Origin of the sequence: Arthrobacter sp. NPDC093125 (assembly GCF_044754225.1) — a bacterium.
Lineage (GTDB): Bacteria > Actinomycetota > Actinomycetes > Actinomycetales > Micrococcaceae > Arthrobacter.
On the sequence record NZ_JBIVOQ010000018.1, the window covers coordinates 1 to 17996 of the forward strand.

The window sequence follows — 17996 nt, forward strand, 5'->3', positions numbered from 1 at the left end:
CAACGCGCTACGACAAACTCGCACTCACTTACCGCGGCGGAGCCGTCCTCCGGGCCGTCAGCATTTGGCTGACAGCTTTAGGAGACACGCCCTAGACGCCTCGCGTGATTCTGCAGGAGCAAGTTCAGCCACGCACGTGTCGAACGGCCCGAGCACGAGAGAGCCTAAGTGGCTTTGTTCTCGATTCCGACTTCGCCTGACCGCGACACTCGGCGAATCACTGCCCCTTCGTGCACCCCATCCTTCCCGTGAGCGCATCCGCATAGCCGTACCGTCGCACCCAGTCTCCGCGTGACCCTTGAACCACGTTTTGGGTTCAACGAGGAGACGAAATGCCGAACTATCTTTCGCCCGGTGTGTACGTGAACGAGGTCGAGGCAGGTACCCGGCCTATCGAAGGCGTAGGCACCGCCGTTGCTGCGTTCGTCGGACTGGCATCCAAGGGCCCGGACAACCAGCCGACTCTGGTGTCCAACTGGACACAATTCTCCGAGACCTTCGGGGACTTCATCCCCGGCTCCTATCTCGCCCATGCCGTGTACGGTTACTTCCTCAATGGGGGAGGCAATTGCTACGTCGTACGCATCGGGGCCGACGGAGCGCGTGACGAGAAACCGAAACAGCAGGCTCCCAAAGCCGTAACGGCCGCCCCGATGGCTGAACTGGGTGGCTACCGCCTGACCGCCAAGTCCAATGCGGCCAACCCGAAGCCTGTCTCCGTGGAGATAGCCGACGCCGGCGGAGAGAATCCGTCAGAGGACCAGTTCAAGATTGTCATCACGGTCGAGGGTAAGCCGCCCGAGGTCTGGGATAACGTCACCACCAAGCGCGGGCCAAATAACGCCGCCACGAAGGTCAGCGCGGAATCGAAGATCGTCACCATCGAGGAGGTCGCCACCGGCGGCGCCCTGGTCAAGCCGGACAAGGGCACCATCCAGCTGGTCCAGCCCGAACCAGAACCCGAGCCACCCACCGCCGACGAACTGAACGCGGACGACTACGTCGGCGACGCCGCCGACCGCACCGGCTTCAGCGGGCTGGAGGCAGTCGACGAGGTGACCATGGTCGCCGTGCCGGACCTGATGGCTGCCTATGAACAGGGCTCGATTGATGCTGAAACGCTCAAAGCCGTCCAGCTCGCGGCGATCGCCCACTGTGAGCTGATGGGGGACCGCGTTGCGATCATCGACCCGCCGCCCAACCTGAACGCGCAGCAGATCAAGGACTGGCGGATGGACGGCGGAGGCTTCGACTCCAAGTTCGCGGCGCTCTACTGGCCCTGGGTCAAGGTCTTCGACCCCTCCACCGGAACAAACAGGTTCGTCCCGCCCTCCGGCCACATGGCAGGCGTCTGGGCCCGCAACGACGACACCCGCGGCGTGCACAAGGCTCCCGCAAACGAGGTGATCCGCGGTGTCACCAGCCTGCAGACCCAGATCACGAAAACTGAGCAGGAACTGCTCAACCCCATCGGCGTCAACTGCATCCGCACCTTTCCTGGCCGCGGCATCCGCGTTTGGGGCGCGCGCACCCTGTCCAGTGACGCGGAATGGCGCTACCTCAACGTCAGGCGGCTCTTTAACTACCTTGAAGAGTCCATCCTCCAGGGCACGCAGTGGGCCGTCTTCGAACCCAACGACCCTGCCCTCTGGGCACGGATCCGCAGGACCATCAGCGCCTTCCTCACAAATGAATGGCGCAAGGGGGCCCTCTTTGGCGTCACCCCCGAGCAGGCGTTCTTCGTCAAGTGCGACGCCGAAACCAACCCGGCAGAGGGAATCGACGCCGGCCAGGTGGTCTGCCAGGTCGGCGTGGCTCCGGTGAAGCCGGCTGAGTTCGTCATCTTCCAGCTGTCACAGTTCTCCGGCGGCACCAGCCTCGTGAGCGAATAACTTCCAGTTCAAAAGGAGCAAGACCATGGCCCTCGGCGATTTTGACAACTCATCAGCGAACGGATTCACAGTCACCATTGACGGGATCGAAGTGCCGAGGGTGATCGAGGTGAGCGGCCTCAAGACCGAGGTCGACAAGATCGAGCTGAAGCAGCAGACCAAAGACGGCAAATACGTTGTCCGCCAGCTGATCGGCCGGCCCAAGGCCGGGGAGCTGACCGTCACGCGCGGTTTGACGCAAAGCAAGACCATCACCGACTGGCTCAAGACAGTGATGGAAGGCGACGTCGCCGGTGCCCGCAAGACGGCCGCCGTCGCCCTTCTCGACTACAAAGGTGAAACGCTCAAGACGTACAACTTCGTGAACTGCTGGGTAAAGAGCGTGGAGCTGAATTCGCTCAAGGCAGGCGCCACGGAACAGGCCACCGAGAAGTTCGTCATCTGCTACGACGAATCGACCATCTCATGATGCAACGGACACACGGTATGGCCGTGCTGCCGGATTTGGAGGCTGACAGTCCCGGGCCGTCAAGGGCGCCAGCCGGCCCAACCGACAGACAGCCGCTCCGCACCGAGTTCAACTTTGAGCTTCCCAGAGGCTACGTTGACCAGGACGGCACCGTCCACAAGACAGGCGTGATGCGCCTGGCCACCGCCAGGGACGAATTGCTGCCGCTCTACGATGCCCGGGTCCAGGAGAACGCGGCGTATACAACAGTCGTCCTCCTCGGCAGAGTCATCACCTCGCTCGGCACGCTGGGGGCCGTCACGTCGGCCGTCGTGGAGAACATGTTCGCCTCCGACGTGGCCTTCCTCCAGGATTTCTATCGCAGGATCAACGCCGAGGGCCACACCCGGATCGCCGTCACCTGCCCCGAGTGCTCCCACCGCTTCACCGCCGACCTCGCTGGTGGCCGCCTGGGGGAATCATGACGTACGCCCCGGACCGGATCTATGAGGAGGTGTCCTACGTGGCTTATCACTTCCACTGGCCCCTTGACGACATCCTGGACCTGGAACACGGCCAGCGGCTCCGCTATGTCCGGGAAATCGCGGGAATCAACACCCGGCTTTCACAGGAGCGCTGAACCGTGCGGTGGCCCTGGCAACGCGAGCGCTCTGAAGCCGGGCACCGTACGTCCGTGTCCGAGGCGGCACCGCCGCCGGCAGTACAGCCGCTTCCGGTGCCGCCCGCCGGCTGGGCTTTCCTGCCTCCGCTCCAGCGCACCATCGGCCCCATGGAACTTGCGCACGGTCCCGAGCGCTTTGCCGGTTCGCTCGCGGCCTGGACTAACCCCTCCTTTACAGGAGCTATGAGTCATCTGGTCACGGCAGACGCACCGCCGGGGGTGATAGACGTCGACGGCGGCGGCACGGCCGCCGGGGAAGCCTATAGTTCGGTGCCGCCGGAGATGACTCTGCTCGTTCCCCCAGCGCGTTCACGCCCGGGGGGCGGAATTAATACGGCGGTGCAGCGCACTACGGTCACGGCGGACGCCCCAGCCGGGGCTGCTCCGGCTGCCCCCGCGGCCCCGGCACTGGGCGAATTTGTGTCCGAAGCCGAACCGCGTCCGGCTCCGCCGGAGGGAGCCGACGCCGAGTTGGTACCAGGACCAGGGGTTGACGACGGCGGGAAGCTGGCTGGGGAGCGGTCCGTCCCCCCACAACCGACGGCAGCGGTGCAGAGGGCTACTGCCCCCACCCAGGTCCCGCCTGCGCAGGGCGTCCAAGTTAGGGGCGGCGACACCAAAGACCCAGTGCTTCCGCTGGCGGTTACGGAGGCGGCCAATCCCGGCGCAGATCCGGCATCCGAAGACCGGATTCCTGAATGGGAGACACCCGCATCCCTCAATGCGGGCTGGGAGATCGTGCCTCCGATCCGGCCAAGCTCCACGGATAGCGCCTCGGACGGAAGTGCCACCTATGTGTCCCTGCCTGTCCCGCCGGCCGTACAGCGCGCCGCCGAGGACAGGCCCACCGAACGGACCTCGGTCCCGGCACCGCTGCCGACCGTGTATCCGAGCCGCCTCGGACTTGGGAGGCCCCTGTCGTTCTCGCCGCCTGAATCCTCTGACATGCCCGCGCCCCCGGTTCGATTCGGTCAGGATGCAGTCTTGCCGGTGCAGCGGACGCTCGGTCCGTACGAGGCAGCGCCCGTACAGCGGCGGATGGATCCGGGGGACTCCGCTGCAGATCCGGGCACGCGCCCATCCGCTGAAGCAACGGCCACACCCTATGCCGGTCAGTCAGATCCAGGGAAGTTCCCTCAGAGCCGGTCATCGGAACCGGGCGTCGAGGGCCTCGATGACGGTGTAGCCCCTGGCAGCGGCGCCACCACGGAGGCGGATATGGTTGCCACTAGCCCGGTCCGGGCTGGCGAAGAAGATTCCCGGGTCGGCGAGGACGCCGGCGGCGAGAACGCCGGGATCGATGCCACTGGGACGCTGCAACCGTCGCGGCCGGCACCCCCGGAATCGTCGGTGCAGCTGATCTCGGATGCCTTGCCTCTACCCTCGCTGTCGCCGTCAGGAGAACGCGGCTTGCAAGCGCTTCCCTTGCAGCGCTCTCATTCTGACGGCGCTGCAGTCCTTCCTGTCGTGACCCGGCTGGCGTCCCATGAACAGGCACAACTCAACAGCCACGACGGGGGCCCACGGGGTGACTCAGAGACAGCCGGCCCAGCGAAACCGGAAGTTGCAGCTGGAATGGTGCAGCCGGACGACTCCTTCGGATATATGCCCGACGGCTCAGGTCCGGCCGCAAGCCTGGTGGGAACCGGGAGCATCTCTTCGTCTGGTCCCGACGAGGAGGCGCCTGCCCATAGCCGCCGCGTCCTCGGCGAAGCCGAGACCTTCTGGCAGCCTGGGGATAGCAGCGGCATGCTCTCCGAAAGCGGGATCCCCATTCAAAGGTTCGAGTACGGGAAGACGGAATCAGCCGAGTTGCAGGCCGGCACAGGGCTACCCCCTCACGGCATTCCGCGAGCGCTGGCCGGAGCATTACAACCTCTTGGAGCCGGGGCCATCCCGGCGCCCGGGCTGCCGGCGTCCGGAACGGTTCAGCGGGCAGTGCAGGCAACCGACACTGTGACTGCGGGGTCCGCCTTACGCGCTTCACGGCCCATGGCCAGTGGTTTGAGGGCCGCGGTCTGGCAGCGCATGACAGCAATCCCTGCGGCCGTTCAGCAGCCTGCGGCGCGGACCGTTCCGCTGGCCCCTCCGGCGCTCACCCTCCCGGGCCATCCCTCGGACCAACGTGAAGATGCGACGGACGGCCCAGACGCCTACAGCGCCACGGCGGACGGCCTGGTCAGTGAGCCGGAACCGATGCCCGTTGCCTCCCACACCGCCCCGGATACTGGCTACCAGCCCCTGGACAGAGTTCCTGCTGACTTTGGTCACACCGAAGTGCCGCCGCTGGGTGACTTGGACGAAAAGCCCGGGCCAAGTGCCGCCGTCGGAAGTGCTATTCAGCAAGAACAGCCTCTGGTCGAACAGCCACTTCAGCGCACGGTGAACCTCACGGGAACCATTCCGGCCCGCGCGAATCACTCACCTTCGCTGCTTCATCCCCGCGGAACCACCGGTGACGGCGTCGTTCATTCACTCACCCAGGACCCCGTCGTTCTGACGCTTGCTGCGCCGGTTCCGCGACCTGGCGGCCCGGGTCAGGTGCAGGATTACAGCGACAATGTCCAGCGGCTCAGCCTGCCCGAGGCGGCCGAAGCTGCGGTGCCGCCCGTAATCGGGCAGGTAAGCGCGCCGCCTGAGTTTTCCGCTCCGTCTTCTCCCGCCGAGGACCGCAGCCAAGGGCCTGCGGGAAGCACCGCGGCCGCCGAGGACGGAACCCCTCCGGCAACCGAGCGGTCGACGGCGGCAGCGCCCGGCCCGCTGGGAGCCGCAACCCCCGACCAACTGGAGGAGTTGGCCAAACGGCTGGCAGGGCCCCTGATCCGCCGGATCAAAGCCGAAATGCTGCTGGACCGCGAGCGCCGCGGCCTGCGCACTGATTCGAATTGAGGAAACCATGCTGGAGGACGTCGCCACCGCCGTCAGCGTCCGCTACACCGTCGCCTTGGACAACGCCGACCTGGGGACCTTTTCCACGTGCGAGGGCCTCGGCTGCGAGGTGGTGATGGAAACCCGGGAGGAGGGCGGCAACAACTCGTTTATCTGGCAGCTCCCCACCCGTCTCAAGTATCCGAACATCACCCTCACCCGGCCCTTGGGGAAGGACACGGAGAAGATCGCCAAGTGGTTCGCAAGCATGGCGTCCGGATACACCCGCTGCACCGGCGTCATCCAGGCAATGACCGCCAACGGCACCAAGATAGCCGGGTGGGAACTGTACGACGTCGTTCCTGTCCGGTGGAAGGGGCCCTCCTTCAACCCTGACCAGCCGAAAGTCATCATGGAAACCCTGGAAATCGCCCACCACGGATTCGTCGCGAAGCTTGGCTGACGGAAGGAGCATGACGTGACCACAGTGGCAGTCCCGGCACCCGCCAAGGGATCCGCGGGGTCCAGCAGTCCAGCGGCCGCTGCCGCTGCCGGAGGCGCTGCCGGACGGGGCGGAGAAAAGGCACTCGAACTTTCGCATGCCTACCTGGAGCTGTTTGAACCGTCCATAGACGGATCACTGGACAAACCCGGTCCGCGGTTCGGCCAGATTAATTTCCAGTTCAACCCCAAAGAACTGACCATGGGCAAGTCAGCCTCTTGGGCCCGGCAAACGGCCAAGGGCAACGGAAAGGCGGGCCCACCGCAATACAAGGGGCCGATGCCCTCCAAGCTGTCCCTGGAAATGTTCTTCGACGCCTCCGGGAAGCAGGACGACGCGGTGGTCCAGCGTGTCAAGGCACTGTTCGACTGCTGTGTACCCACCGAAGCTTCGCTGAAGCAGCACAAGGGTTCACCACCGTGGGTGATGTTCCGGTGGGGCGAACTCACCGGCTTCCATGCGTACATATCCAGCGTGCAGGTCAAATACACGCTCTTCACCGCTGCCGGGCTGCCGGTCCGGGCCACCTGCACTGTCACGCTGGAGGAAATAGCCGGAAACCCGCCCAAACAGAATCCGAGCTCCGGCGGCGTGGTGCCGCGGCGGGTCCACGTGCTGGTGGAGGGGGACACCCTGGCGGGTATTGCCTACCGCGAGTACGGTGACCCATCGCTGTGGCGGGCCGTAGCAGCCGCGAACGGGATCGACGATCCGATGCACCTCCGTCCCGGCAGCTCAATACTGCTGCCGGCCGTGGATGAACTAACGTCCGGGACGCCGGCGAACTCCGGCCGGATGCGGGAGGTGGTCCGTGGCTCATAGCGAGGAGTTCAGCAATGTGCTGCTGGTGGAGGTGGCCGGCAGGCCGCTGCCGCCGGAGATCGCCGCACGGCTGGTGGCCGGCTATGTCGATGACAGCAGCAACGTCCCGGACCTCTTCCTGCTCCGGTTCACCGATGAATTTTCCATCGTCCTGGAGAAGGCCGGCTTCAGCATCGGTGCACCAGTGAAGCTGTCGGTACAGCAGAGCGGCCCCGGCGGTCCGGTGCCGCTGCTGGAGGGTGAAGTGACTGCGCTGGAGACCGAGATGGACCACGAAGGCCTCCACACGATCGTCCGGGGCCTGGACCATTCCCACCGGCTGTTCCGGGGGCGGCGCATTGAAGCATACCTGCAAAGCACAGCCGCCGACATTGTCCGGCGGGTGGCCCAGCGCGCGGGAATCAAGGCCGGCACCATCACCGCGAAGGGCCCCGTCCTGCAGCACGTGGCACAGGACGGCATCAGCGACTGGGACTTCCTGCATCGGCTCGCCGTCGAATCCGGGGTGGTTCTGTCCGTGTCGGGCGGTGAACTGCACTTCACGGCGTCGACGGACTCCGCCACGGCGCCGGCCGGGACCGGCGGCGCGAAGGAAGACCCTCTGGTCCTTGAGCGGGGCATGAACCTCGTGGCACTGCGCGGCACAGTCACCTCCGCGGACCAGGTCCCGGATGTGGAGGTCCGCGGCTGGGATGTCACCGCCAAGAAGGCCATCGTGGCCGTTGCACAGGCGAAGACGCGCAGTGCCAAACTGCCGGAAGTGGACCCGGCCGCGCTCGCCGGGAAGTTCGGAAGCCCCCGGTACGTTGCTCCTCCCACAGCCTTTGACCAGGCGGCCCAATGCGACGCTGCCGCAGCTTCCCTCGCCTCGCGCCTTGGGGGCGCCTTTGCTGAACTTGAAGGCCTCGCCCGGGGCAACCCCAAGCTGCGGGCAGGCACCGCCGTGGTGCTCAAGGGCGCGGGCAAACCCTTCGACGGCCAGTACACGCTCAGCTCTTCGCGCCACGAGTTCAGTCCCGACACCGGCTACCTCACAACGTTTGCCGTCAGCCACGAATCCGAGCGCTCCCTCTACGGGGTAGCCGCCGGGGGTAACAGCCGCGGCGCCGTGCCGGCAGTGGTCAATGCCGTCGTTACGGCCGCGAAGGACCCGGAGAACCAGGGCAGGGTCAAAGTGAAGTTCCCGGTGCTGTCCGACAACTACGAAAGCTGGTGGGCCCGCACCGTCCAGGCTGGGGCGGGGGCCTCGCGCGGCGCCGTCGTCCTCCCTGAAGTGGGGGATGAGGTCCTGGTGGCCTTCGGCCACGGCAGCTTCCAGCAGCCGTTCGTGCTCGGCGGCCTGTACAACGGCCAGGACCAGCCGGACAAGCCCTGGGCGGACCACGTGGGCTCGACCGACGGCGCCGTTACACGGCGCGCCTTCGTCTCGCGCACCGGAATGCTTGTGGAATTCCTCGAATCACCCGACGGCGAAAAGGTCACGGTCAGCACCAGCGGCGGCAAGCAGAAGATCTCACTCGTCCAGAAACCGGACGCCGCCATCGAGATTCATTCGGAAGGGCCGGTAAACGTCACAGCAAGGAAGGACGTTGCCGTGACGACGTCGACGGGCCAGGTGACCATCAAAGGCAAGAAAGTGACGGTGGAAGCCCTCTCGGAACTTGAACTCAAGGGCGCGACGGTCAAGATCTCCGGCAGTGCGTCCGCCGAGCTGAAAGCCCCGGGTGTCAAGGTCGCGGGGGACGCGACGGCGGAACTCTCGGGCGGGGCAACAACCACCGTCAAGGGCGGTCTGGTCCGCATTAACTGAGTCCGGCCTGAAGGTGCGGACAACGACAGGAGGCAGCGCGGTGGGGCAGGAGTTCATAGGTGCCGGGTGGGCGTTTCCGCTGCGGACGGACCGGACCGGCAGCATTGCGCTGGTCCGGGATCAGCGCGAAATCGAGGAGAGCATCCACCTCATCCTGGCAACGTCCCCGGGAGAGCGGCCCATGCGGCCGGAGTTCGGCTGCTCTGTCCACGACTACGTCTTCGCGCCCGCGAACGCGGCAACGGCGGGGGACATCGCCTACGCGGTGCGCGTGGCCCTGGACCGCTGGGAGCCCCGGATTACGCTGGAAAATGTAGCCGTCAACTTCGACGGCGTGGATGCCGGCCTGCTCCTCATCGACGTGCAGTACACGATCAGGGGCACCAACGACCCCCGGAACCTGGTCTTTCCGTTCTATGTCATTCCGCGCAACGGCGAGGAGGCCGCTTCCTAATGCTCCCTTCACCCAACCTCGATGACCGCCGTTTCCAGGACCTCGTGGACGACGCGAAACGCCTGGTGGCCCATTATTGCCCTGAATGGACCGACCACAACGTCTCCGACCCCGGCGTAACCCTCATCGAAACCTTCGCCTTCATGGTGGACGAGCTGTTTTACCGGCTGAACCGGGTGCCCGACCGCCTGTACGTCGCCTTCCTGGAATTGCTCGGCGTCACACTCCATCCGCCCACCGCTGCCTCGGTCGAGCTCCTGATGAGGCTGTCGGCGCCGCAGCCCGATGCCGTCGTTATTCCGATGGGGACCGAGGCATCCACCCGGCGCACCGAGGAAGAGGAAGCAGTCGTGTTTGCTACGACCCGCGAGCTGACCGTGCCGCCGCGCCGCTTGGCGCATGTCCTGACACAGGCGGACGGTGCTGCGGGGGTGCCCCGGACTGAGGCCCTGCAGGGAGACGGCAGCTTCGCCTGCTTCGGAACGCCACCGGTGCCCGGCGACGCCTTGCTGTTGGGATTGAACGACGCCGCCCCCTCATGCGCCGTTGTATTGCGATTTGAGTGTGAGGTCAGGGGCGTAGGTGTCAACCCCACCCATCCGCCCCTGGTATGGGAAGCCTGGGACGGCAGTTCCTGGGTGACCTGTGATCTGGACAGCGACGGAACCGGCGGACTGAACCGGCCCGGTGACGTGGTGATTCACTTGCCGCACCACCATACGGCGTCTGTTCAGGGTGGTTCGCGGGCGGGATGGCTAAAGTGCCGTGTGGTGGACCCGCTTCCGGGCTACCCGTCCTACAGCGCTTCCCCTACCGTTCGTTCCGCCGGAGCCTTTACGATTGGCGGTTCCGTTCCGGCCATCCACGCCGAGACAATCTACGACGAAGTTGTCGGCATGTCCGAAGGCGTGCCAGGCCAGTCGTTCGAACTGGGCCGGCACCCAGTGCTGCCCTTTGGCGATGACTTCATCGTTGAGGTTGCTTCCGGCCCCGGCTGGGAGACCTGGGCGGAGGTGGACTCGTTCGCCGGATCGGAGCCAGAGGACCGGGTGGTGGTGCTCGACCGGACGGCCGGTCTGCTACGTTTTCCGCCGGCGGTGCGGGAGCCCGACGGTTCGCTTCGCAGCTACGGGGCCGTGCCGCCGGCTGGAAGCCCCATTCGGGTTCCGCGCTACAGCACGGGAGGCGGTCCGCGGGGCAATATTGCGGCCCAGGCACTTTCGGTGTTGCGTTCCACCATTCCGTTTGTCAACGGCGTGGAGAACCGGCGCGCCGCCCAGGGAGGCGTGGCTGGGGAAACCATTGAGGAGGCAAAGGAACGGGGGCCGCTCGCCCTCCGGACACGGGACCGGGCAATTACGGCAGAGGACTACGAGCAGCTTGCAAAGCGTGCCGCCCCGGACATCGCCCGCGTCCGGTGCATCCCCGCCGATGCCCCCGAGGATGCTGGTGGCGTGAGAATCCTGGTGGTTCCCGCCGCGGTACCGGATAAGGACAACCGTCTGACCTTCCGGGACCTTGTGCCGGATGTCGAGACTTTGGCAAAAGTAGCCGCCTACCTGGACGAGCGCCGTCCCGTTGGGGCCCGGGTGTTGGTCGAACCGCCCTTCTACCGCGGCGTGACAGTGGTTGCGCAGCTGACGGCCCGTCCGCGGGTCTCGACGAACCGGCTGCGGGAGGAGGCCCTGCGGGCACTCTACAGCTACTTCGACCCGATCCGGGGAGGGCCCGATGGCGAAGGCTGGCCGTTCGGCAGGCCTGTCCACGCAGGCGAAGTGCACGCCGTCCTCCAGGGTTTGGCAGGCACTGAGATCGTCGACGAGGTGTACGTCTTTGCCGCGGACCCGCTGACGGGGAAGCGGGGAGAACCGCAGCAGCGCATAGAAGTCAACCGGAATGCCCTGGTTTTCTCCTTCGATCATCGGGTCCGCGTTTCGGAGGGGGCCTGAGATGAGGGGCATAGTGCCGGGGCTGGGAAGTGCGGTGCCGCTGGCGGCGCGTCTTCCAGCCGTCCTGCAGGAAGACGCTTTCCTGCAGCGTCTTCTGATGGCTTTCGACGACTCGATTGCCCCCGTGTTCACCACGCTGGACGGACTGGCGTGCTATTTGGATCCGCGGCTGGCGCCAGAGGACTTCCTGGACTGGCTTGCCGATTGGGTGGGCGTCAGGGTTCATGAGTCGTGGCCCACCTCCCAGCGGCGGGACGTCGTCGCACACGCAGCAGAAATTCATCGGCGGCGTGGCACAGTTCCGGGCTTGGCGGATGCCGTCCGGCTCGCCGTCGGGGGTGTACGCGACGTAGTCGTCGAGGACAGCGGCGGAGCAGCCTGGTCCCAGGCGCCGGGAGCGGAACTGCCCGGGCATGCCACCGCGAATCTTCACGTCAAGGTGTACGCGGATGCCATTGGGGACGTGAGCGTGCCCGGGCTGGAGCGGATTATCAGCTCTGTAAAGCCGGCACACGTTCCACACACCGTTGAGGTCATTCCTTCCAGCGGTTCTTCCACGACGGCTCCTGAGGAGTAGGCAGTGCTGATCTGTGGAGAATGCGGTGCCCGCAACGACGACGGCGAGAGCTTCTGCAGTGCCTGCGAGGCTTACCTTGGATGGCAGCGGCCGGCGGCTGCCGAGGGCAAGGCATACCCGCCCGGTCCCCGGACCGTCGCCCGCCCGGAACCGCCACCCGAAACCGTAGTGCTGCCGCAAATACCTGCGCCACAAAAAGCGAAATCATCCCATTCCCCGGGACAGCAGGGCACGGGAGGAAAGGGTGCGAGCGATAGCGGCACACCCCGAACTGAAGGGGCAGAGCGGGCCGGGAAGCCAAGTACCGGTGCAGGGCGGCGGGCCGTCCCTGACAGCCCCGCAGGGACGCACCCCCTCGGCTTCCCTGACGGCGAGCCCGTTCCCGTCAAGCCCGGTGAACGAGTAATCCGGGCCCCTCAGCCCGACCGGGAGCGCGGTCGACCCCACCCAGAGGCCGGCTCACTCATATGCGCCACCTGCGGAACCGGGAATCAGCCCGACCGCAGCTTCTGCCGAAGGTGTGCTGCCAGCTTCACAGCAGATGCTTCGGTCCGAACTACACCCAGATTGCCGTGGTGGAAGCAAGTGCTAGGGTCACCAGAGCAAATGGCGTTGCCGGCAGGGTCACGTCCGAGGTGGAAATCGAGGCGTTTCCCGACCAAATCGGCGGCATCGCTGGCTGTGCTTGGATTACTTGGCGGGGCGGCGTCGGCAAACAGTGACTCTATTGGGCGTGCACCGCAAAGGGTCATGGACGAGATTCTGCAAGCCGAGGTTCGTCCAAGTCGAGCTACGGCTCCATTTTCTATCGGCGGGAAAGGTGCCGAGTCTGCTATCGACACACACTCGAACACTTCATGGATGGTGAACCTAGATGGCGGTAAGCCTCCTCATCTGGAAGCTACATTCCCCGGGCCGAATCGGTTGGTCTATGTGTTCATCACGGGGATGGCGTCGCAGCCGGTAACTTCAGGCGCAGAGCAGCGGCCGGCGAAGGTTCTCATATCTGTCCGCCGTGAGGGTACGGAAGGCGCCTTCCAAAATTTCCCCGAAGTCGAGGTTCCTCAGGATCCTGACCGCCATGGTTACTACATAGGAGCGGACAACGTAACAGCTGTGAAGCTGACCATCTTGGCACCGAGCAGTTCCGAAGCCAAGACCGTCTCCATGGCAGGAGTTCAGTTTACAAGGCGGTAGCTCTCAGGTTTCAGTCGTCATTACAGGGCCGAGGGGAACGCCGAGCGACCTAAGCATGCCGCGGTATCTCCGTTCGGCATGCTGGGCCGCAGCGAGGTCTCCAGACGAGCGGCAGATCCCTATAAGTGTCCGCCATGACTCGTCCCTCCACGGGTCAATCTCGACGCTTCTCGACGCGGCCGCCGCTGCTGCAGCCCGGTTGCCTAACGAGAGTTCAAGTGTAGCCAGTGCCGCTGCCGCCTCCGCGGCCCGGAGTCGATACCGTTCCCTGGCGTCCGTTACCCACTCCGCAGTCCCGTCCTCGGGCAACACCTCGCCGACGTAGAGTTCGACAGCCTGACGCAGTTTCGCCGCCGCCTCCTCGTGGTTGCCGGCTGTCCGCGCCGCCGACCCATCGTGGAGAGCTCGGTCGAAGTGCGACAGATCCAGGTTTGACCCGTCATTGAAAAGCAGGGCATAGGCTTCCCCTTGCCGCATTATGGACTGCCGGCTTTCGGCGGGGGATCCCTCCGGCAGTAGGACACGGCGAAGACTCGACAAGCTCACTTGGAGGTTATGCAGCGCCGACGGCGTGTCCAGGTCAGCCCACAATGCCCCCGCGAGCTGCTCGCGGTGTACTGGCCGCCCTGCATTCAGGGCGAGCATGCGAAGGACAGTCCGCGCCTGGGGACGTACCCGCGTCAAATCCACACCGGCTCCGCCGACGCGGATGGAAAATCCGCCGAAACAGCGGATATCAAGAGTCGGCAGGGGCGGGGTCTGGGATACAGGAGAAGTTAATCCGTTCGATGCCGATGCTGGGAGTGTCACAGACGCGTCCTGGGTACGAGCTTTCTCCGTCTTTGCCTCAGGTTTAAGCCACGTCCATGGCCTGCAGACGAACCCGGCCGATTTGGCAGTTTCGGCGGCCGCCTGCATTAGGTCGGTGTGACGTTCCGGGCTTGCTTCGGCCATCGCCGCGTAGGCGACGGCAAGTGCGCCCGGGACCTCCGCGGTGCGGGCGAAAGCTTCGGCTGTCTGGGCTTCTTCACCGGCGTTAGGCAGATCCTGAGTCGCACAAACAAGTGCTTTGGCCGACTGGACCCATGCTTCGAGGGCACCGGCATCCAGCTTTCGGAAGCGGTCGGCGAGAGCTTCCAATGCGAGGTAATCTGGCCTTCCGGCCTGCAGTTGCGAGAGTATATCTGCGGCAGCGACCAGTGCCGCGCCCCACTCATCTCCACGCAACTCGCAGTCTTCAACCACGGCCAGCACCGCGGCCTGCCGACCCGCGGCTCCGAATAATGCGGATTGGATTCCTCGGGCCAGACGAGCAAGCCACGAGAAACCGAGGCGGTCTGCCTGCCGTTCAACAGCGTCCACTTCGTCGGCGGGGCCGCTTGCATCTGTAGCTGTCGAGTCCGGGCCGAGAACGGCCAATGCAAGCTGTGCAGCGAGGGCCGGCACCTGGTCGTCGGAGCTTTCGGCACACCGCGTGAGAAACGGAAGCGCGCCTCGTTGATCGCCCGCGAGTAGGAGTGCTATCGCCTTGGCCAGGAGGTCTTCGGGCTTTCGGGGATGGTGCACGGACCTTGCTGCCGACGCGGGGTTGCCATGGCTGGCCGCCCTGAGGATACCGACGGCACCAGGACCTGTGGCCGGGTGGTCTCCTGCCCAGACGACAGCCGTGTCTCGGAGATCTTGAGCTATCCGGAGATGTTCCTCGTCACCGCTCAGCTTCGGGACTTCGGCTGCCGTACGGTAAGCACCGGCGGCGCAGCCGTCATCTAGTTGGCAACGTGCCAGTGCCAAAGCGAAGAGCACATCCTGGCCGGTTAGCGGCTCCGGGACGGTTGCTGCCCACCGGCAGGCGCCGGGAAGGAATGTGTGGTGTCGTGCGCGGACCATCATCTGCCGCACGTTGTCCCAATTCCGGCCTTCTGCCAGGATCGCCATCCCAGCCCGATAGTCGCCTTCCTGCTCCAGAATGGCTGCTGTCCTTTGCCGGACACCCTCTAACGGGCTCCGAGGTGAGTCGGCCAGTCTGGCAACTAGATGCTGGCGTACTACCTCCGGAAGGCGAAATGCCGTGGCGCCATCGTCCCTCATGAGGATACCCAGATCAGCCAGTTCGTTGAGAATCCGACCGGTCCCGCTGGTCTCCAAGAGCACGTCGCATCGAGCTGGCGTCAGCCGGTCCAGCAGACAAGTGCGGAGGAGCAGTTCCTCCATATCCGGGGACGTCCCAGCCAGTACATGGTTCGCCACGTAATCCTGGGCATAGCGGGGTGCGGGGGCAAGCGACTCGGCTGCCCGCCGGCGTTCAACTGAGGAGCGGTTTTTTGTTGCTGTGTGAAAGAGGTGGAGGGCTGCTGCCCACCCGTCTGTCCGGCGGGTCAGGTTGAAGGCGCCGGCCGCACCAAGGGGTTGTTTATAGGTTGTTCGGAAGAGCTGCTCCACTTCAGGGGTGCGGAAGCGCAATTCGTCTGGTCCAACTGTCACAAAGGATGGAACCTCAGAGCGGGCAAGGTTGAACGAGGGCGGACGCCTGCTGCCCACGAAGAAGCGTATTAGCGGAGAGCCCAGGGAAAGCAACTGTTCAAATTCAGCCTCCGCGCAGCTGCCCGCCATCATGTGCAAGTCGTCTACAACGAAAGTGAAGGGGCAGCTCAGTTTCTCCGCCATCACTGCAAGTTCAGGTAGGGATTGGGCAGGATCGTCACCGACCGCTATTGCCAGGGCGGTCCTGAAAGTGGCCAGCATCCGTCCGGGGACTGCGTCTGTAGGAGTCGCCCGGTACCAGAAGGCAGTACCCTCTTCCTGGGCAGCCCAGTGTGCCAGGAGGGTTGTTTTCCCCATTCCCGCGGGAGCAATGACGAGACCAAGGGTGGCGCCTGCGGACCCCTTGAGAGCATGAACAAGCCGGGGCCGCACGAGCCCGGTCACCGCCGGGGCAGTGCTGCAACGCCAGTGTTGCGTATCTGCCATGCTGTCCTGCTCTCACGAAAGGGTCTGGGTCCCAAGCGTGGACAACAGTGTAAGGGCCGTCCGAGGAGGGCACGCAGTATTAAGCCGCTACCAGCGCGTTGTGACAGCCGGCGTCACAGGCTGAAATCAGAGCTGCCATTCGAAGCGGGACGGATCCCCGGTTCCCCTTCGCACCACCTCGGCGGACCCGCCGGAGAAGTCGATGACTGTCGTCGGCTCCGCCCCGCAGTCGCCGGAGTCGACGACGGCGTCCACCACGTGGTCGAGCCGCTCCTTGATTTCCCAGCCCTGCGTCAGCGGATCTTCCTCGTCCGGCAGCAGCAGGGTGCTGGACAGCAGAGGCTCGCCCAGCTCGGCCAGGAGCGCCTGCACAAAATTGTGGCGGGGAATCCGCACGCCCACCGTTTTCTTCTTCGGATGCAGCAGCCGGCGCGGCACCTCTTTGGTGGCAGGCAGAATAAAGGTGTAGCTGCCCGGCGTCACGGATTTGATGCTGCGGAACACGTCATTGCCGATGTTCACGAACTGGCCCAGCTGCGCGAAGTCCCGGCACACCAGCGTGAAGTGGTGCTTGTCGTCGAGCTGGCGGATGGCCCGGATCCGGTCCAGGGACTCCCTGTTGCCCAGCTGCGCCCCCAGCGCGTAGCAGGAGTCGGTGGGGTAGGCGATCAGGCCGCCGGAATGCAGGAGGTCCACGATCTGGGAGATCGCACGCGGCTGCGGGTCCTCGGGGTGCACATCAAAGAATCTCGCCATGGCTAGAGCCTACGGCCCAGCGCCTGTTCCCGCACATCTCCCGAGGCTACGGTGGAGACATGGAGTTCCTGAGGGGTTCTTTGTACCTGGACGTCACGGCCAAGGGTCTCGGTTTGATCGGCGTGGCTATGATGATTTTCGGCCAGGGCGGCTGGTTCACCGTCGGCGTCGTCCTCGTCGTAATCGGGGTGCTTGTGGGCGGGTGGTCCATGGTGGCCGCCAGGCGGCTCCGGCGGCGGGGGTGGGACGGTGTGAACCGCGCCTGACCGCCGGGCCGCTGAGCGGGCCGCTGAGCGGGCATCTGTGAGTCAGCCGGCTGCGAGCGCCGCGTTGACCAGCTGGACAAGCTCGGGCGCGGAAGCGGCGGTTACGGCATTCACCGCGCCACTCTTAACCGCGGTGGCTGCCAATGTGCCCTTAACACCGGTCACGGTAACCATTGCCTGCTTCTGTCCGGTGGGGAGCGTCTGGACGGTCAGGGCGCCCAGAGACCTGTCGGCCTGAACGTCGGTCTCGATGGGCTTCATTTCGCTCGTGATCTTTTGGCCCTCCAACTCCACGGTGAACGTCGAGCAGATGCCCACCGCCCCGTCGCTCTTGCCGAACTGCTCAGCCATGACAGCGGCGTCCTTTACCGCGAAGACAGTCACTATGGTTGCCGTTTTGGCTTTTGCCGCCAGGCTGGCCCCTGCCGCATAGGTGCTGCCCTCCGGAACCTGGCTGTTGTTGTCGGCCAGCACCGCGCACGCTTTCGGGGTGATGACCGCAGTTTTCAGCAGTTCCCTGGCGGCTATCAGCCCCTGGTCGATCTGGGCGGCAGGCACAACAGTCAGGGACTGGCCCTGAGCGTCCTTCAGACCACTCACAATCGACGTGAGGTCCTCGTTGGAGTAGGTCTTTGCGGCAGTCGCAGTGGCCGCTGGCGCTGATGAAGAATTGGCCCCGGGTTGAGTGGATGAGTCGCCGGGAGCGGCGCCGCCGCAGCCGGTGACGGCGATGACGGCCGTCAGTGTGAGCGCGGCTGGTGCGATGCGTCGGTGCATGATGGATCCCCGTTCCGTTCACCTGTCTG

The 17996-nt window shown here is 65.1% G+C and carries 17 protein-coding genes; 13 read left to right on the forward strand and 4 right to left on the reverse strand.

Features of this window, described 5'->3' with window-relative positions:
• The first annotated feature begins 332 nt into the window (after nt 1-332).
• Genes ACIP9X_RS20355 through ACIP9X_RS20370 form a run of 4 tightly spaced genes read left to right on the forward strand, consistent with a single transcriptional unit; the run spans nt 333 to nt 2980 of the window.
• Complete coding sequence (locus tag ACIP9X_RS20355) at nt 333-1892, forward strand: phage tail sheath family protein (RefSeq protein WP_400481559.1); 1560 nt, start codon at nt 333-335, stop codon at nt 1890-1892.
• A 25-nt stretch (nt 1893-1917) separates the two neighbouring features.
• A complete protein-coding gene (locus tag ACIP9X_RS20360) occupies nt 1918-2361 on the forward strand; it encodes a phage tail protein (RefSeq protein ID WP_400481560.1) in 444 nt (147 codons plus the stop codon).
• The gene (locus tag ACIP9X_RS20365; protein WP_400481561.1) at nt 2358-2825 is read left to right on the forward strand and encodes a hypothetical protein; all 468 of its coding nucleotides are present in this window, start codon (nt 2358-2360) and stop codon (nt 2823-2825) included. Before ACIP9X_RS20360 ends, ACIP9X_RS20365 begins: the two co-directional genes overlap by 4 nt.
• On the forward strand, nt 2822-2980 hold the full coding sequence (locus ACIP9X_RS20370; RefSeq protein WP_395403622.1) for a DUF6760 family protein: 159 nt from the start codon (nt 2822-2824) through the stop codon (nt 2978-2980). Before ACIP9X_RS20365 ends, ACIP9X_RS20370 begins: the two co-directional genes overlap by 4 nt.
• 1188 nt (nt 2981-4168) lie before the next feature.
• Here ACIP9X_RS20370 and ACIP9X_RS20375 read toward each other — a convergent pair.
• Nucleotides 4169-4342, reverse strand: a complete 174-nt coding sequence (locus tag ACIP9X_RS20375; RefSeq protein WP_400481562.1) for a hypothetical protein — start codon at nt 4340-4342, stop codon at nt 4169-4171.
• Nucleotides 4343-5050: 708 nt separating this feature from the next.
• Between ACIP9X_RS20375 and ACIP9X_RS20380 the strand changes: the two genes are divergently transcribed.
• The 8 genes from ACIP9X_RS20380 (at nt 5051) to ACIP9X_RS20415 (ending at nt 13201) form a co-directional block, all read left to right on the forward strand.
• Nucleotides 5051-5911, forward strand: coding sequence for a hypothetical protein (locus ACIP9X_RS20380; RefSeq protein WP_400481563.1), 861 nt, complete (start codon nt 5051-5053; stop codon nt 5909-5911).
• A gap of 7 nt (nt 5912-5918) precedes the next feature.
• On the forward strand, nt 5919-6353 hold the full coding sequence (locus ACIP9X_RS20385) for a phage tail protein (RefSeq protein WP_400481564.1): 435 nt from the start codon (nt 5919-5921) through the stop codon (nt 6351-6353).
• Nucleotides 6354-6368: 15 nt separating this feature from the next.
• A complete protein-coding gene (locus tag ACIP9X_RS20390) occupies nt 6369-7214 on the forward strand; it encodes a peptidase M23 (RefSeq protein WP_400481565.1) in 846 nt (281 codons plus the stop codon).
• Nucleotides 7204-9024: a VgrG-related protein gene (locus tag ACIP9X_RS20395; protein WP_400481566.1), complete on the forward strand. Its 1821-nt coding sequence runs from the start codon at nt 7204-7206 to the stop codon at nt 9022-9024. Before ACIP9X_RS20390 ends, ACIP9X_RS20395 begins: the two co-directional genes overlap by 11 nt.
• Before the next feature lie 40 nt (nt 9025-9064).
• Nucleotides 9065-9478 (forward strand): GPW/gp25 family protein, encoded by a 414-nt coding sequence (locus ACIP9X_RS20400; RefSeq protein ID WP_400481567.1) that lies wholly within the window; start codon nt 9065-9067, stop codon nt 9476-9478.
• Complete coding sequence (locus tag ACIP9X_RS20405) at nt 9478-11427, forward strand: putative baseplate assembly protein (RefSeq protein ID WP_400481568.1); 1950 nt, start codon at nt 9478-9480, stop codon at nt 11425-11427. The genes ACIP9X_RS20400 and ACIP9X_RS20405 overlap by 1 nt, the downstream gene beginning before the upstream one ends.
• Nucleotide 11428: 1 nt before the next feature.
• Nucleotides 11429-12004 (forward strand): phage tail protein I, encoded by a 576-nt coding sequence (locus ACIP9X_RS20410; RefSeq protein WP_400481569.1) that lies wholly within the window; start codon nt 11429-11431, stop codon nt 12002-12004.
• Nucleotides 12005-12754: 750 nt separating this feature from the next.
• Nucleotides 12755-13201 (forward strand): hypothetical protein, encoded by a 447-nt coding sequence (locus tag ACIP9X_RS20415; protein ID WP_400481570.1) that lies wholly within the window; start codon nt 12755-12757, stop codon nt 13199-13201.
• A gap of 3 nt (nt 13202-13204) precedes the next feature.
• Here the strand turns inward: ACIP9X_RS20415 and ACIP9X_RS20420 are convergent, their stop codons facing one another.
• Both ACIP9X_RS20420 and ACIP9X_RS20425 read right to left on the reverse strand, forming a co-directional pair.
• Nucleotides 13205-15682 carry a BTAD domain-containing putative transcriptional regulator gene (locus tag ACIP9X_RS20420; protein ID WP_400481571.1) on the reverse strand — a complete coding sequence of 826 codons (2478 nt, stop codon included), beginning with the start codon at nt 15680-15682 and terminating at the stop codon, nt 13205-13207.
• Between the two features lie 612 nt (nt 15683-16294).
• Entirely contained in the window at nt 16295-16924 is a 630-nt protein-coding gene (locus tag ACIP9X_RS20425; RefSeq protein ID WP_400481572.1) for an L-threonylcarbamoyladenylate synthase, read from the reverse strand.
• Nucleotides 16925-16983: 59 nt separating this feature from the next.
• On the opposite strand from ACIP9X_RS20425, the gene ACIP9X_RS20430 reads away from it, so the two are divergent.
• The gene (locus tag ACIP9X_RS20430) at nt 16984-17190 is read left to right on the forward strand and encodes a hypothetical protein (RefSeq protein ID WP_400481573.1); all 207 of its coding nucleotides are present in this window, start codon (nt 16984-16986) and stop codon (nt 17188-17190) included.
• Between the two features lie 42 nt (nt 17191-17232).
• On the opposite strand, the gene ACIP9X_RS20435 is transcribed toward ACIP9X_RS20430, so the two are convergent.
• Nucleotides 17233-17967: a hypothetical protein gene (locus ACIP9X_RS20435; RefSeq protein WP_400481574.1), complete on the reverse strand. Its 735-nt coding sequence runs from the start codon at nt 17965-17967 to the stop codon at nt 17233-17235.
• Nucleotides 17968-17996 lie beyond the last annotated feature (29 nt).